Consider the following 15225-nt stretch of genomic DNA (forward strand, 5'->3'; position numbering starts at 1 on the left):
CCGCGCTGGGTGAGGGATGCCCCGTAAACGATCTCGGTCCTACGGGCGCGTTCACCGGGGCGGACGGCCAGCGTTGCTGTGAGGGCGGTCGGGGGCGACGCAGCCCCTCCGCGGCCGCGTGGGTAACAATGGCGCCGTGGAGCCAACCAGTCGGATCATCGTTGCTTTGGATTTCGACAACCGCCGAGCGGCTGAGGAACTCGTCGACCGGTTGGGTGCGGAGTGTCGTTTCTACAAGGTCGGGCTGGAGCTGCTCACGGCGGCCGGGCCGGACCTCGTCGAGGTCCTCGTGGCCAAGGGCAAGGAGGTCTTTCTGGACCTGAAGCTCTTCGAGATCCCGAACTCCGTCGCCGGCGCGGTCCGCGCCGCCGGTTCTCTGGGTGTCTCCATGGTGACCGTCCACAGTATGGGCGGCACCGGCATCATGTCCGCCGCCGTCGCCGCGGCTCGCGACTATCCGCACCTTCGCGTGCTGGCTCTGACCGTCGTCACCAGCATGACGGGGTCCGATCTTGCCGACATCGGTGTCACCGCCACGACCTCGACCGAGGAGCAGGTGCTACGTCTGGCCGGGCTGGCGGAAGGCGCGGGTTGCCACGGCGTGATCGCATCGCCACAGGAAGCCGGGCCGCTGCGTGGCGTGCTGGGAGCCGGCGCCTTGATCGTCACGCCGGGAGTCGCGCTCCCCGGTACGTCCGCGGGCGAACACGCCCGGTCCGGCACGCCGCGTGGTGCCGTATCCGCCGGTGCGTCACATGTGGTCGTGGGCCGGGCGGTCACCCGCGCCGCCGACCCCGTGGCCGCACTCCGGCTCGTCCGGGCCGACCTGGGGCAGTGAGCGCGAAGGAACGCCGGGCTGAATGGTCAGGCCGCTGCCGGCGAGAGCGGCCGGCCGCTCCATCGGATGCCGTTCTCACTGCGGATGCGTGCGGGTTCCTTGCGCGGGGCGGCCAGGACATACCGCCGCACCGGCATGCCCGGCCCGGCCCGGCGACTGAGGGAGACGCGCCAACGAGGTGCTTCGTACCGGGGTCCGGCCCCTGGCCCTCACGCTCACGAGGGCGTGCCTGTCCGAGCTTCGGCAGGGCTCTGACCCGCGAAACCGGGCCCACGGACTACGGCAGCCGCGTAATTGGGTTGTGCGGCCTGCCGGGCGCCCCCGAGGATCTGCCCATGACTACGACGACCGTCTCCGTGCTGCCGATGTCCTCCTCCGCTGCCGCGGGGCGGGGCCAGCAGCAGCCCGGCTGTCCGCGAAGGTCGACGCCGCACCGCGCATGAGCGCGGCCCTGGTCGCGGGGCTCCTGGCCGGGTATGGCATCGCCATGCCGGTGGGCGCGGTCGCGACGTATCTCGTGGGCCTCACCGCGCGGACGTCGTTGAGGGTCGGTGCGTGCGCCGCCTTGGGCGTTGCGACCGCTGATGGTCTGTATGCGCTGATCTCCGTGATCGGAGGCTCGGCTCTCGCCCCCGCCATCCAGTCGATCGCGCTCCCTCTTCAGTGGGCCTCGGCCGTGGTGCTCGTCGCGCTGGCCTTCCGGAGTGCCGTGACGGCCCTCGTCCAATACCGCAGGCGGCAGGTTACGGACAGGGCCGACCGGGAGCTGACGAGTCCGGTACGGGCGTATCTCGGGCTCCTGGGCGTCACGATGATGAACCCGATCACCGTGATCTACTTCGCGGCGCTGGTGCTCGCGGATCAGGGCACCACGGCGCCGGACCGATGGGACAAGGCGGTGTTCGTTCTAGCGGCCTTCGTGGCCTCCGCCAGCTGGCAGCTCCTGCTCGCCGGCGGCGGAGCCCTGCTCGGCCGCGTGCTGACGGGCGCGCACGGCCGTCTGCTCACGTCCCTGCTTTCCAGCGCCGTGATCCTTGGATTCGCCGCCCACCTGGTGGTTTCCCGGTCCTGACCGGCGCGGAAGGCGTCGTGGCGGCAATTAGACGGCGTTGCCGTGACGAAGCGGGCGGAGGTTCGTTCAGCCGATGGTGAAGCGCTGGTTCTGGGCGTTTCGGTCGCAGGCGGCGGTGCGGTAGTAGCCGTCGTCCTGCTGGTAGAGGCAGCGGCCCGTGCCGACGCTTTGGAGCATGACGGCGCTGCGGGCGGCGGGCTGGACGGTGCGCCACTTCTGGTACGAGCCGCCGTTGCAGCGCTGGGGGTAGACGTCGCCCCGGTCATTGCTGTCGAGACAGCGGCCCCAGAAGTTGTTCTTGAGAGTGGTGCTGGTGTTGAGACGGCCGTTCCACTGCCAGAGGAGGCTGCCGCGTCCGGTGGTGCAGCGGTCGGCCTTGAGGCCGGTTTCGGAGTTCTCGCGCAGGCAGTCCCCGTAGCGGTAGTTCGCGAAGCGGCTGGTGGTGGCGGCTGCGGCCGAGGCGGGTGCGGGGGTGAGGAGGGGGAGGGCGAGGCCGGCTGCGGCGATGAGGGAGGCGATGGCCTTCCGGGTGGGGCGGCGCACGGGAGGTCTCCTTGCGGTGGTTCTCGGAGGTACCTCGACAGGATCCACGAACACCACCCGTTATGCCTGAAAAGTCGGGGAGACTCGCCGACGACCGACGAAACCTGCCACCTGTCTCATCGCCCGGACCGGGTGGCAGTGGTGGGTGGGAGCCCTCTCTCCTCGGCCTTGCGTTCCGCGCACCCGCATCGCATGAAAAGGGCGCGGAGTACGGGACCGTATCCGTACTCCGCGCCCTGGTTCAGGGGGAACAGGGGCCGCGGCGTTGGCGCGAAGGGGGGCTGCACGGGCCTTCAGGTCTGGTGACCGGGCCGCCCTCCCGCGTACCACCGCACTGGCATCGCGCCACCGCCGCGGCCTCGTCCTGCCCGCGTCGCGCACAACCCCTCATCCGGGTGGACGCGTCGGCGCGGGCAGGGCTCGGGGGAAGGTCAGTCCTCGCGGAGGGCGCGGACCGCCTCCTCCACGCGCTTGCCGTACTCGGGGTCGGCGGCGTGGAAGTGGGCGAGGTTCTTCTCGACGACGTCGTCCCGGGAGACCTGGGACAGGCCGCCCGCGATGTTCGCGATCAGGCGGTCCTTCTCGTCGGCCGTCATCAGGCGGTACAGCTCGCCGGCCTGGAAGAAGTCGTCGTCCTTGGTGTGGGCGGGCGCCTCGTGGGTGCCGGTCCAGCCCTGGACGGGCAGCGGGGCGGAGAGCGCCGCGTCCGTCTGGGCGGGGCCCGCGTACGAGTTGGGCTCGTAGTTCTTGTCGTGGCGCGAGCCGTACCGCGTGGCGTGGAAGCCGTCGCGGCCGTAGTTGTCCGCGGTCGCGGCGCGCGGGGCGTTCACCGGGAGCTGGGTGTGGTTGATGCCCAGGCGGTAGCGCTGCGCGTCCGCGTAGGCGAACAGGCGGCCCTGGAGCATCTTGTCCGGGGAGGGGCCGATGCCGGGCACGAAGTTGTTCGGCGAGAACGCCGCTTGCTCGACCTCGGCGAAGACGTTGTCCGGGTTGCGGTCGAGCACCAGCCGGCCCACCCGCTGGAGCGGGTAGTCCGCGTGCGGCCACACCTTGGTGACGTCGAACGGGTTGAAGCGGTAGTCCGCCGCCTCGGCGGCCGGCATGAGCTGCACGTACAGCGTCCAGGACGGGTTCATGCCGCGCTCGATGGCCTGGAGCAGGTCCGTCTGGTGCGAGTTGGCGTCCTTGCCGACGAGCTCGGCGGCCTGGTCGGCGGAGAGGGAGCGCACGCCCTGGTTCGTCTTGAAGTGGTACTTCACGAAGTACGCGTCACCCGCGGCGTTCGTCCACTGGTAGGTGTGCGAGCCGAAGCCGTTCATGTGGCGGTACGAGGCGGGGATGCCGCGGTCGCCCATCAGCCAGGTGATCTGGTGAGTGGCCTCCGGGGAGTTCGCCCAGAAGTCCCAGACGTTGTCCGGCTCCTGACGGCCCGTGAACGGGTCGCGCTTCTGCGAGTGGATGAAGTCCGGGAACTTGATCGGGTCCTTGATGAAGAACACCGGGGTGTTGTTCCCGACGAGGTCGTAATTGCCCTCGTTCGTGTAGAACTTGACGGCGAAGCCGCGCGGGTCCCGCACCGCGTCCGCGCCGCCCAGGGAGTCGGCGACGGTGGAGAAGCGGAGGAACGTCTCGGTGCGGCGGCCCACCTCGGAGAGGAAGTCGGCGCGGGTGTACGCGGTGACGTCGTCGGTCACCTCGAAGTAGCCGTACGCGCCGGAGCCCCGGGCGTGCACCACGCGCTCCGGGATGCGCTCCCGGTTGAAGCGGGCGAGCTTCTCCAGGAGGTGGCCGTCCTGGAGGAGGATCGGGCCTCCGGCACCCGCGGTGGCGGAGTTCTGGTTGTCGGCGACCGGGGCGCCGGACTCGGTCGTAAGCACACGCTGCGTCATGGTGTCGGGGCGACCTTCCGTACGGGGAGCTGCTGAACTGCGACGGCCAGGGGGCAGAGTCCTGGGGGCGTGTCCGGAGCGTAAAGAGGCCCGGGATGCGGCGTCAACAGTTTGTTGAAATTCGTGGTGGGAGGGTGTTCCGGACGGTGCCGGCGCCTGGGCGCGACAGGACAGGTGTCAGCGACGGCACCGTCCGGAAGTCTGGGGGAGGGAGGGAAGCGGCTGGAATCAGCCCTGGACGGGCTGACCCGACAGGCGCTCGACCGAGCGCAGCAGCGCCGAGTGGTCCAGGCCGCCGTCGCCCTGCGCGCGCAGCGAGGCGACGAGCTGGGCGACCACGCCGCCGACCGGCAGCGCGGCACCGACGTTGCGGGCGGCGTCCGTGACGATGCCCATGTCCTTGTGGTGCAGGTCGATCCGGAAGCCCGGGGCGAAGTCCCGGTTGAGGAAGTTGTCCTTCTTGCGGGTCAGGACCGTGGAGCCGGCCAGGCCGCCGTTCAGGACGTCCAGCGCGGCGGCCAGGTCCACGCCGGACTTCTCCAGGAAGACCACGGCCTCGGCGCACGCCTGGATGTTCACCGCGACGATCAGCTGGTTCGCGGCCTTCACCGTCTGGCCGGAACCGTGCGGGCCGCACAGCACGATGGTCTTGCCGAGCGCTTCGAGCACCGGCTTCGCCGCGTCGAAGTCGGCCTGCTCGCCGCCCACCATGATGGACAGCACGGCCTCGATCGCGCCGGCCTCGCCGCCGGAGACGGGGGCGTCCAGGACCCGGATGCCCTTCTCCGCGGCGTTCTTCGCGAGGTCCACGGAGGTCTGCGGGGTGATCGAGGACATGTCGATCAGCAGCGCCCCGCGCTTCGCGTTCTCCAGGATGCCGTCGGGGCCGTACGCGATGGCCTCGACCTGCGGGGACGCGGGCACCATCGTGATGACCACGTCCGCGTCCCCGACCGCCTCGGCGATCGAGGAGGCGCCGGTGCCGCCGGCCGCGGCCAGACGGTCGACCTTGTCCTTCTCCAGGGTGTAGCCGGTGACGTCGTAACCGGCCTTGATCAGGTTCTCCGACATGGGCGAACCCATGATGCCGAGACCGATCCACGCAACCTTGGGGAGGTTGTTGCTCATGAGGGTGCCTTCCGATCAGCGTGTACAGGGGCTCCAGGCCCTAGCGGGCGGGCCGCGCGGCGGCCGGGAGCCAGTCGAAGGAGTCGGCGCTCGGGCGGTCGCCGGGCTTGTACTCCAGCCCGACCCAGCCCTCGTAACCGGCCTTCGTCAGCTCGTCCAGGAGCTGCTCCAGGGGGAGCGAGCCGGTGCCGGGCGCGCCGCGCCCCGGGTTGTCGGCGATCTGGACGTGACCCGTCTTGCCGGCGTACGCCGCGATGACCTGGCTCAGGTCCTCGCCGTTCATCGACAGGTGGTACAGGTCCAGCAGGAACTTCGCGTTGCCGAGGCCGGTCGCCGCGTTGACCCGGTCCACGACCTCGATCCCGGCCGGTGCGCTCACCAGCGGGTAGCGCGGCGACTCCGGCGCGTTCAGGGTCTCGATCAGCAGCACCGCGCCGATCCGGTCGGCGGCGCGGGCCGCCAGGACCAGGTTCTCCAGGGCGAGTTCGTCCTGAGCGGCGGGGTCGACGCCGTCGACCCGGTTGCCGTAGAGCGCGTTGAGCGCCTTGCAGCCGACCGAGGCGGCGAAGTCGGCCGCCACCTCGATGTTGGCCCGGAAGCGCTCCGACTCCGCGCCGGGCACGGAGAGCGCGCCGCGGTCGGGGCCGGGGAGCTGTCCGGCGTAGAAGTTCAGGCCCACCAGCTGGGTGCCGGCGTCGTCGAGCGCCTTCTTGAGGGCGTCGAGCTCGGCCCGCTCGGGGGTGGGGGACTCGATCCAGGGCCACCACAGCTCGACCGCCGTGAAGCCGGCCGCGGCGGCTGCCGCGGGCCGCTCCAGGAGCGGGAGTTCCGTGAAGAGGATCGAAAGGTTCACATCGAAGCGCTGGTCCGGGTAGCCCATGAGGGTGTCGGCGCTCCTTCCGTATTGCGGAAGTTTGTTTCTGCTTAATGGAAGATTGCCCGGCGGGTGGCGGGGCTGTCAAGGGGGTGCCCGGAAATTCGGGCCGGTCAGGAGGTCCGTACGACTCATGGCGGTGGCCTCGGGCAGAAGCTCCGGACACGTGAAAGGCGGGGCGGAGGCCCGTCGGCCGTCCGCCCCGCCCGTTCCCTCCGCTACCGGATCACCCGGCCGGAACGGTGTCCTGGAACGTCGTCCCCGCCGCACGGAGCGCGGCGACCTTCGCGTTCACCTGCGAAGGCGTGAGGACCTGGTCCTTCACATGCAGGACGTAGTCCACCTGCTGGTCGTACGCGCGCGGGGTCGTGCTCGTCTGCCCGGCGAGGTCGATCAGCCACTGGTTGAAGTTGATCGACATGCCGCGCTCCGGCAGATAGGCCGCCCCGTGCGTGCCGAAGAGCTGACCGTCGATGTAGTACGTGATCGCGTTGTTGTCGATGGTGACCACCAGGTCGTGCCAGCCGGCGTAGCTCTGCCGGGACTCGGTGTGCTGGTTGACGGCCTCCCACGGGTCGGGCCGGTAGGTCTCCCACGAGGTCGTGTAGAGGATGTTGCCGCTCTCGCCCCAGCCGCCGTTGGGCAGGTACTCGAAGTCGTACTCGGCGTAGTCGTCCGCCATCGGGGCCTTGAGGTCGTTGATGGTGAAGAACGTCTGGACGAGGTGGTCGCCGTCCGGGCCCGACTTCGGCGCGTCGTTGAACCTGACCCGCGCCGCGTAGGTGCCGTTGCGGAACTTCATGGACTGGGTCAGGATCTCGGTCTGCTTCGTCGACTCGCCGGTGCCCGCCGTCGAGGTCTCCAGGTTCATGATGGAGTTGCCGCTCTGCGTGGCGAACGTGACCTTGTCCGGCGCCCAGGTGGCGCCGGGCACGCCGGGCCCGCCCGCGTTGGAGCGGACGCTCCAGCCGTGCGCGGCGATCCGCGGGTCGGTGTGGCCGCTGTAGTTGAAGTCGTCGAACAGCGTCGCCCCGTCTCCGGGCGGGTCCGTGGGGTCCGTCGGGTCCGTGGGATCGGTCGGGTCGGTGGGGCCGTTGCCCTCGGGGGCCGTGCCCCAGACCGTGGCGCCGCCGAGCTGCGCGGTCACCTTCGTCCAGTCGGTGTACGCGGCCGAGCCGGCGCCGAACGAGTAGTCGTCGCTCTGCACCAGCGGCTGCCAGTTCGACCGGTAGAACCTCAGCTGCATGTCACCGGTGTCGGCACCCGGCGCCAGGGAGCCCGCGCCGGAGGTGAAGCCGATCTCCAGGTAGCGGTCGGCGGTGGCGGTCGGATGCGCGAGCGTGCCGAACGTCCCCGTGATGTTCCCGCAGCCCTTCACCGCCCAGGAGCAGGCGAACCGGTAGACCTCGCCCACCGCGTCGCCCTTGAAGTAGTAGCGGATCTTCACGTTGCTGAGCTGCACGGACCCGCTGCCGGTGTTGCGCACCTTCAGCCAGGGTTCGCTCTGGTCGGCGCTCGCGCCCGTCGCGCCGGTGCGGTACTGCACGGCGATCGGTTCGCCGGCGGCGCTCGCCGTCGTGGGGACGGCGGCCAGGGCGGTACAGCCCAGCGTCACGGTGACGGCGGCCGCGGCGGCGGCGCGCAGCCGGCTCTTCGCGTGTGACTTCATGCGTCTGTTCCTCTCCGGAACGGTCGTGGGGGAGTGCGTCTTCGGGGGCGGCGCTGTTCCTGGGGGAGTGCGTGGTCACGGGGTCGGCGCTGTTCCTGGGGATGCCGCGGTGAGCGGCCGGGGGGTCAGGGGGCGGTAGCGGACGCCGAGGGCGTCGAGCCGGGTCGTGTGGTGGCCGAGGCGGGCGAGGAAGCCGGGCCAGCCGTCGCCGCCGCCGGACCAGGCGCGGTCCGCGAGGGCGCACAGCCTCGGATACGTCTGGTACTCGATCCGGTCCGGGGTGCGCGCGTACTCGGTCCACAGCTGGGCCTGCGTGCCGAGCAGCCGGACCGCGTCGCCCGGCTCCCAGTCGTCGGTCAGCGAGCGGTCGCCGTGCACCGTGCGCAGCTCGACGGGTGGGCCCGGCTGTGTGAGCGGTTCGCCGGGGGCGTCCGACTCGGCGTAGTCGAGGTAGGTGGCCCGGTAATGGGCGGCGACCACCTGGTGGCCGCGGCGGGCGGCGGCGCGGGCGTGGGCCGGGTCGCGCCAGGTCATCACCGTGAATTCCGGGGGGAGTTCGGTGCCGGTCTCCGCCCAGCCGACCGGGATGCGGCCGCGCTCGGCCACGTACGCCCCGATCCGGCCCATGAACCAGCCGTGCAGGGCCCGCGCGTCGGGCAGCCCCTCGGCGGCCGCCCGCTCCCGGGCCGCCGGGCTGTGCTCCCACTCGACGGTCGGGCACTCGTCGCCGCCGACGTGGATGTACGGCGACGGGAAGACGTCCATGACCTCGTCCAGCACCGTCCGGCAGAAGTCGAAGACCTCCTCGTGCACCCCGAACACCGTGTCGCACACGCCCCACCGGGTCCACACGCCCAGCCGCCGCGACGGGTCGTTGCCCAGCTCCGGATGGGCGGCCAGGGCGGCACGGACATGGCCCGGCATCTCGATCTCCGGCACCACCCGCACTCCGCGCGCCTCCGCGTACCGGACGAGGTCGCGCAGCTCCTGGGGGGTGTACGCCCCCGAGTGCGGGATGCCGTCGAAGCTCTCGACGGGGCCGCCCGGCGGACCGGCCATCGACTGGGTCCGGTGGCCGCCGATCCCCGTCAGCTTCGGGTATGCCGCGATGGGCATCCGCCAGCCCTGGTCGTCGGTGAGGTGGAGGTGCAGCGTGTTCAGCTTGTGCAGGGCCATCAGGTCCACGTAGCGACGCAGGTAGGAGACCGGCTGGAAGTGCCGGGCCACGTCGAGCATCGTGCCGCGCCACGGGTGCGCCGGGACGTCGCTGATCTCCACGCACGGCAGCGTCCAGGCCCTGCCGCGCCGGGCCCCCGCCGAGAGCGCCTCGGCGGGCAGCAGCTGGCGCAGCGTCTGGACCCCGCACAGCAGGCCGGGCAGCCGGGCGGCCCGCAGCAGCACCGTGTCCGGGCCGATGGTGAGCCCGTACCCCTCCTCGCCGAGGCCGCTCAGCTGCGGGTCCAGGGCGAGCACCACGCGGCCGGTGGCGGAGGGGGCGAGGGGGAGCCCGGTGCCGGGCCGGAGCAGGGTGCGCAGCAGGTCGGCGGCGCCCTCCGCGCCGGGGTACGCGCGGATGCCGGTGTCCGGGGTCAGGGTGAAGCGGCCGGGGCGCGCGGAGACCTTCCGGGGGCGGGGGACCAGGGAGTGTTCGGGGCGGGGTGCGGGCATGGGGGGCCTCCGGGAGGGGTGCGGGGTCGTCGGTCAGCCCTTGACGGCGCCGGCGGCGAAGCCGGAGGTGACATGGCGCTGGAGCAGCAGGAAGACCACCAGCGCGGGCAGGGCGAAGAGGGTGGAGGCGGCCATCGTGGCGCCCCAGTCGGTGCCGAAGGTGTTCTGGAAGGAGGACAGCCAGACCGGCAGGGTGCGGCTGTCCTGGTGCTTGATGATCAGGAAGTTGGCGTACGCGAACTCGTTCCAGGCGGTGATGAAGCCGAACAGCGAGGTGGCCATAAGGCCCGGCGCGAGCAGCGGCAGGGCCACCTTCCGGAAGGCGGCGGTCCGGGTGCAGCCGTCGACCTGTGCGGCCTCCTCCAGCTCCGGTGGGATCGTCCCGATGAAGCCGCGCAGCACGATCACCGAGAACGGCAGCGTGACCATGAAGTAGACGAGGGTCAGCGTCGGCAGCCGGTCCAGCATGTCCGTGTCGCGGGAGATGATGTAGACCGGGATGATCAGCGACTCCCAGGGCGCCATCTGCGCGATGAACACCATGAGCATGAACTGCCGCCGCCCCTTCCAGCGCAGCCTGGCCACCGCGTACGCCGAGGCCAGGGCGACGATCAGGGCGAGCAGGATCGAACTCACCGTCACCAGCACGCTGTTGCGCCAGAACATCCCGAAGCCGTCGGCCTGCACGGCGGTGCGGAAGTGGTCGAGTGTCCAGGTGCGCGGGAAGAGCTGGGGGTCGGAGGACTGGATGTCCTTGGACGGTTTGAACGCGGTGGAGATCATCCAGTAGACGGGGAACAGGCAGACCAGGACGGTCAGCGCGGCCGCGGCGTTCAGCGGAAGCCGCCGCAGTCGGGCGCTACGGGCACGGCTCATCGGATCTCGTCCTCCTGGCGGAGCATCTGGCGGAAGTAGAGGACGAGCACCCCGGACATGAGGACCACGGTGACCATCGAGGCGGCCGAGCCCAGGTCGTAACGCTGGCCGGCGAGGGCGGTCTGGACCGCGTACACGGGCAGGATCGTCGTCGCGTCGCCCGGGCCGCCCCTGGTCATCACCCAGATCTGGACGAACGCCTTGAACGTCCAGATCACCTCCAGCGAGAACACCAGCAGGAAGATCGGCCGGAGCACCGGCAGGGTGACCGAGCGGAAGATCCGGGCGCCGCTCGCGCCGTCCAGCCGCGCCGACTCGTACAGCTCGGTCGGGACCGTGGTCAGCGCGGAGTAGATGGTGATCGCCGCGAACGGCACCGACTGCCACACGACCAGCAGGACCAGGATGGCGAAGGCTGCGGTGCCGTGTGCGAACCACGGATACCGGTCGAACGACGAGAAGCCCGCACCGGTCAGCAGATGGTTGACGATGCCGAACTCGGAGTGGAACAGCCACTGGAAGACCGTGGTGGCCGCGATCACCGGCATGGCCCAGGCCAGCACCAGCGAACTGAGCACCACCGTCCGGGCGGCCTTGCCCAGGCGCTCGGTCATCAGGGCGACCAGGGTCGCGATCACCATGATCAGGACCACGTTGACGGCCATGAACAGGAAGGTGCGCCGGACCACCTCCCAGAACCGCGGATCGCTCAGCAGCGTGCGGTAGTTGCGCAGTCCGACGAACTCCGCGTCACCCGTGATCAGCTGCCGCAGCCGGAAGTCCTGGAGCGAGATCAGGACCGCCCGCAGCAGCGGATAGACCAGCAGGTAGAGCATGCCGCCGACCGCCGGTGCGATCAGGGCGTACGGCCACAGGCCGCGCGGTTCCCCGGACCGCAGCCGGCGGGGCGGCGGTCCGGACGTGCCGGGAACGGCCCGGCGCTCGGGGCTGGGGGGTGCGGTCCGTTCCCGGATGACCGACACGGCACGCCTCCTCTCGACGGTCTGGACGTGGGCGGGGATCAGGAGCCGGAGTTCATGGCCCGGGTGATGTCGGCGGACGCCTTGGCGGCCTCCGTCGCCGGGTCGCCGCCGGTGAGGACCGCGGTCATGTAGTCCTTGATGGGGTTCTCCGCCTCGACCGCGGCCCAGCTCGGTGTGTTGGGCGTGGCGTGGCCGTTGGCGGCGCCGACGGCCATCGCGGCGGCGCCCGGGTCGGCGGCGACCGCGGAGGCGAGCGTGGTCCGGTTCGGTACGTAGCTCATGGCCACGGCGAGCTTCTTCTGCCAGGCGTCGCCGGTGAGTTCCTTGATGAAGGTGAGCGCGGCGTCCTGCTTGCCGGACGCGGTGGGGATCACCAGGTCGGAGCCTCCGGTGAAGACGGCTCCCGGGGTGTCGGCGGTCTTGCCGGGGATCGGGAAGAAGCCCAGCTTCCCCTTCAGGTCCGGGTTCTTCTCGATGACGACGTTGGCGCCGCCCGGGGTCGAGATGACCTGGGCGACTTTGCCCTGCGCCATCACATCGGCCTGCGGCGGGTCGGCCTCGTCGGCGTCCTTCGGCCCCTTGCCGAGCGCCTGGAGCTGCTTGTAGAACTCCATGCCGCGCAGCGCCTCCGGGGTCTCCAGGGCGCCCTTCCACTTCCCCCCGGACTCGGTGGCGAGGTCGCCGCCCTCGTCCCAGACGAAGCCGGCCAGGGCGTACCAGGTCTGTCCCGGCAGGTAGATGCCCTGGTTGCCGCCCTTGTTGAGCTTCTCGGTCGCGGCGACCCACTGGTCGCGGGTCTTGATGGTCTTCGCGTCGATGCCCGCCTTCTCGAAGAGGTCGGTGCGGTAGATGACCACGCGGTTGGCCGCGTAGTACGGGATGCCGTACTGCTTGCCCTCGTACGCCCCCGGCTCGGCGAGGCCCTTGAGCCAGTCCTTGCCGTTCAGCTCGTCCACTTTGTCGGTGAGGTCGAGCAGCCCGCCGCTCTGCGCGAACTGGGCGACCTGGGTGTTGCCGCTCTCGATGACGTCCGGGGCGTCGTTGCTGGCGAGCGCGGCGGTGATCTTCTCGCCGATACCGTCCCACTCCTGGATCTGGACCCGGGCCCGGATGTCGGGGTGCGCCTTCTCGAAGCCCTTGACGAACTCCTTCTGGAACTGCGCCGAGACGCTGTCGCGCATCAGCCAGACGTCGATGCTCGTCCGGCCGTCACCGGAGGAGTCGGACGAGTCGTCGGACGAGCCACAGGCGCTGAGGACGGCGGCCAGTACGAGCGCGGACCCACCGGCAAGCAAGCGGTACTTCACGGTTCACCTCTGGGAGAACAGGACCTGACCACCTGACCAGTGAAGGCCGCTGGACAGCTCACCTCTTGTTGGTGGATGAAGGTGGCATGGACCAATGAAGCCGTCAAGCCCCTTGTATTCAAAGGATTTTGGCGATCTCTCGGAGGAGTGGCCCGCGAGAGCGGCTACAATTCACCTGACCAGTGTTCCAGTGGTCAGGTACCCAACCCGCCAGAAGGGGGCAGCGCATGGACGCCGACGCATCGGGGACGGTGCTCAAACGGGAGCGGGCCCGTGACGCCATCCTGGAAATGATCGAGTCCCGGCGCCCGGGCGACGCGATCCCCTCGGAACGCTCCCTGTGCGCCACGCTGGGCGTCTCCCGGCCCACCCTGCGCGCGGCGGTGGACGAGCTGGTCGCGACGGGTCTCCTCGTGCGGGAGCACGGCCGGGGCATGTTCGTCGCGCCCGAGAAGATCACCCAGGAACTGATCTCGGCGGACCTCGCCCTGTCGGTGCCGCAGGCGGCCGGGGCATGGTCGAGCCGGCTCCTGGAGTTCACCACCCTCCAGGCCGGGGCCCGGGTCGGCCGGAAGCTCCGCATGTCACCGGCCGCCGACATCGTGTACGTCGCCCGGCTGCGGCTGGTCGACGGCGCGCCCATGGCCATCGAGCACCTGCACATCCGGGCCGAGCTGGTGCCCGGTCTGTCCGCCGAGGAGCTGGAGAGCGGCGACCTGTACGAGCACCTGCGCGAGCGCCACGACGTGCACGTCCACGAGGCGGTCCAGGCGATCGAGCCGACCGTGGTGACCCGGGCCGAGGCCCGCCTCCTGGACGTGCCCGAGCTGTCCCCGGCGCTCCTCTTCGAGCGGCTGACCTCGGACACCACGGGCCGCCCCGTCGAGTACGTGCACTCCCTCTACCGGGGCGACCGCTACCGCATCGTGTCCCGGCTGGCCCTCGGCCCGGCCGCCGCCGTCGAGCCGGTCGAGGGCGGGCACCATCCGGGCATCCCGCCGGGCGACTTCGCGCAACGCGAGCCGATCACCTCCTCGACGCGGGGCGACATCCAGTCCGGCGACTGAGAGGCGGAGTGCGCGTTGCACCCTGCGCAATGGCCGGTGCACCTCTTGCGTTGGGGCCCGGGCAGGGCCACTGTGGCTGCGACATCCGAAGCGACCGACCCCACGAGGTGCCTCGCATGACGTCCCCCACCAGCCGCCGCACCCTCCTCGGAGCCCTCCTGGCGGGCGGTGCCCTCGCCGCCGCCCCCGGCCTCCCGCGCTCCGCGCACCGTCCCGCGCCCCACCGTCCCCACCACCCGCCGCGCCCCGCCCATCCCGCGACCCGCGGCACCGGCACCCTCTACCTCGGCACCTACACCTCCACCAGCCCCGGCGGCACCGGCGTCGGCGTCGCCGCGTACGACCGGGTGGCCGGGAGCATCACCGCCCGCACCGTCGTCACGGGCGTCGAGAACCCGTCGTACCTCGCCCTGCACCCCACGGGCAGCACGCTCTACGCGGTGGACGAGCAGCAGAACGGCGGCGTCACCGCGGTCGCCCTCGCGGATGACCTCCGGGTGCTCGGCACCCGGTCCACGGGTGGCGCCGGACCCTGTCACCTCTCGGTCCACCCGGGCGGGCGGTGGCTGCTCAGCGCCAACTACACCTCCGGGAGCGTCGCCGTGCACCCCCTGGCCGACGACGGATCGGTGGGGGAGCGCACCGACCTGGTCGCCCACGGCTCGCCCGCCCCCGGACCGGGGCAGGACGGCCCGCACGCGCACCAGATCATCACCTCGCCCGACGGCGGCCACGTCCTCGCCGTCGACCTCGGGAACGACACGGTGTACACGTACCGGCTGGACGAGACACGCGGCACCCTGGAGCAGGTCTCGTACGCCGCTCTGCGGCCGGGTGCCGGCCCCCGCCACCTCACCTTCCACCCCGGCGGGCGCCACGCGTACCTGGCCTGCGAGCTCGACAACACGGCGGTGGTCTGCGGTTACGACCCCGCCACGGGCACGCTCACGCCGGGGGACCCGCAGTCCACCGGCACGGGGTCCGGCACCAGCTACCCCGCGCAGTTCCTCGTCACGGGGGACGGCCGGTTCGCCTACCTCGCCAATCGGGGGCACAACAGCATCACCCGGTACGCGGTCGGGGACGGCGGGGCCGCGCTGCGCCTGATCGACACCGTGCCGGTCGGCGGCGACTTCCCCCGGCACACCGCGTTCTCGCCGGACGGCACCCTCCTCTTCGCGGCCAACCAGAGGTCCGGCACGGTCACCGCCTTCCGGGTGGACGCCGAATCCGGCGCCCTGACCTCGGCCGGGACCCCGTACGCGGCCCCGGCGGCGGTCTGCGTGCTACCGGTGTAGGGCGTTAGGGTCG

At 71.2% G+C, this 15225-nt stretch carries 13 protein-coding genes and 1 pseudogene; 4 read left to right on the plus strand and 10 right to left on the minus strand.

Annotated elements, in window-relative coordinates:
- Positions 1-136: 136 nt before the first annotated feature.
- Positions 137-838: an orotidine-5'-phosphate decarboxylase gene (pyrF, locus tag ABZ565_RS20725; RefSeq protein ID WP_361028667.1), complete on the plus strand. Its 702-nt coding sequence runs from the start codon at positions 137-139 to the stop codon at positions 836-838.
- A gap of 26 nt (positions 839-864) precedes the next feature.
- On the opposite strand, the pseudogene ABZ565_RS20730 reads toward pyrF, so the two are convergent.
- Positions 865-963: pseudogene (locus ABZ565_RS20730) on the minus strand (IS630 family transposase); the annotation flags it as partial.
- A 314-nt stretch (positions 964-1277) separates the two neighbouring features.
- On the opposite strand from ABZ565_RS20730, the gene ABZ565_RS20735 reads away from it, so the two are divergent.
- The gene (locus ABZ565_RS20735; protein ID WP_361028670.1) at positions 1278-1910 is read left to right on the plus strand and encodes a LysE family transporter; all 633 of its coding nucleotides are present in this window, start codon (positions 1278-1280) and stop codon (positions 1908-1910) included.
- Positions 1911-1976: 66 nt separating this feature from the next.
- Here ABZ565_RS20735 and ABZ565_RS20740 read toward each other — a convergent pair whose 3' ends face one another.
- The 9 genes from ABZ565_RS20740 to ABZ565_RS20780 form a co-directional block, all read right to left on the minus strand.
- The gene (locus tag ABZ565_RS20740) at positions 1977-2453 is read right to left on the minus strand and encodes a hypothetical protein (protein WP_361028673.1); all 477 of its coding nucleotides are present in this window, start codon (positions 2451-2453) and stop codon (positions 1977-1979) included.
- A 431-nt stretch (positions 2454-2884) separates the two neighbouring features.
- On the minus strand, positions 2885-4342 hold the full coding sequence (locus tag ABZ565_RS20745) for a catalase (protein ID WP_361028676.1): 1458 nt from the start codon (positions 4340-4342) through the stop codon (positions 2885-2887).
- A gap of 228 nt (positions 4343-4570) precedes the next feature.
- Positions 4571-5470, minus strand: coding sequence for a 2-hydroxy-3-oxopropionate reductase (locus ABZ565_RS20750; RefSeq protein WP_361028679.1), 900 nt, complete (start codon positions 5468-5470; stop codon positions 4571-4573).
- A 40-nt stretch (positions 5471-5510) separates the two neighbouring features.
- Complete coding sequence (locus ABZ565_RS20755; protein ID WP_361028682.1) at positions 5511-6350, minus strand: TIM barrel protein; 840 nt, start codon at positions 6348-6350, stop codon at positions 5511-5513.
- Positions 6351-6570: 220 nt separating this feature from the next.
- Positions 6571-8013: a cellulose binding domain-containing protein gene (locus ABZ565_RS20760; RefSeq protein WP_361028685.1), complete on the minus strand. Its 1443-nt coding sequence runs from the start codon at positions 8011-8013 to the stop codon at positions 6571-6573.
- 75 nt (positions 8014-8088) lie between these two features.
- On the minus strand, positions 8089-9681 hold the full coding sequence (locus ABZ565_RS20765) for a beta-N-acetylhexosaminidase (RefSeq protein WP_361028688.1): 1593 nt from the start codon (positions 9679-9681) through the stop codon (positions 8089-8091).
- Positions 9682-9714: 33 nt separating this feature from the next.
- Positions 9715-10557: a carbohydrate ABC transporter permease gene (locus ABZ565_RS20770; protein ID WP_361028691.1), complete on the minus strand. Its 843-nt coding sequence runs from the start codon at positions 10555-10557 to the stop codon at positions 9715-9717.
- Entirely contained in the window at positions 10554-11540 is a 987-nt protein-coding gene (locus ABZ565_RS20775) for a sugar ABC transporter permease (protein WP_361028694.1), read from the minus strand. The genes ABZ565_RS20770 and ABZ565_RS20775 overlap by 4 nt, the downstream gene beginning before the upstream one ends.
- 38 nt (positions 11541-11578) lie before the next feature.
- Positions 11579-12847 carry an extracellular solute-binding protein gene (locus ABZ565_RS20780; RefSeq protein ID WP_361028697.1) on the minus strand — a complete coding sequence of 423 codons (1269 nt, stop codon included), beginning with the start codon at positions 12845-12847 and terminating at the stop codon, positions 11579-11581.
- 227 nt (positions 12848-13074) lie between these two features.
- Between ABZ565_RS20780 and ABZ565_RS20785 the strand changes: the two genes are divergently transcribed.
- Together ABZ565_RS20785 and ABZ565_RS20790 are read left to right on the plus strand one after the other, a co-directional pair.
- On the plus strand, positions 13075-13914 hold the full coding sequence (locus ABZ565_RS20785) for a GntR family transcriptional regulator (RefSeq protein WP_361028700.1): 840 nt from the start codon (positions 13075-13077) through the stop codon (positions 13912-13914).
- A gap of 116 nt (positions 13915-14030) precedes the next feature.
- The gene (locus ABZ565_RS20790) at positions 14031-15212 is read left to right on the plus strand and encodes a lactonase family protein (protein WP_361028703.1); all 1182 of its coding nucleotides are present in this window, start codon (positions 14031-14033) and stop codon (positions 15210-15212) included.
- The last annotated feature ends 13 nt before the right edge of the window (positions 15213-15225 follow it).

Origin of the sequence: Streptomyces sp. NPDC016469, from assembly GCF_040632905.1 — a bacterium.
Taxonomy (GTDB): Bacteria; Actinomycetota; Actinomycetes; order Streptomycetales; family Streptomycetaceae; genus Streptomyces.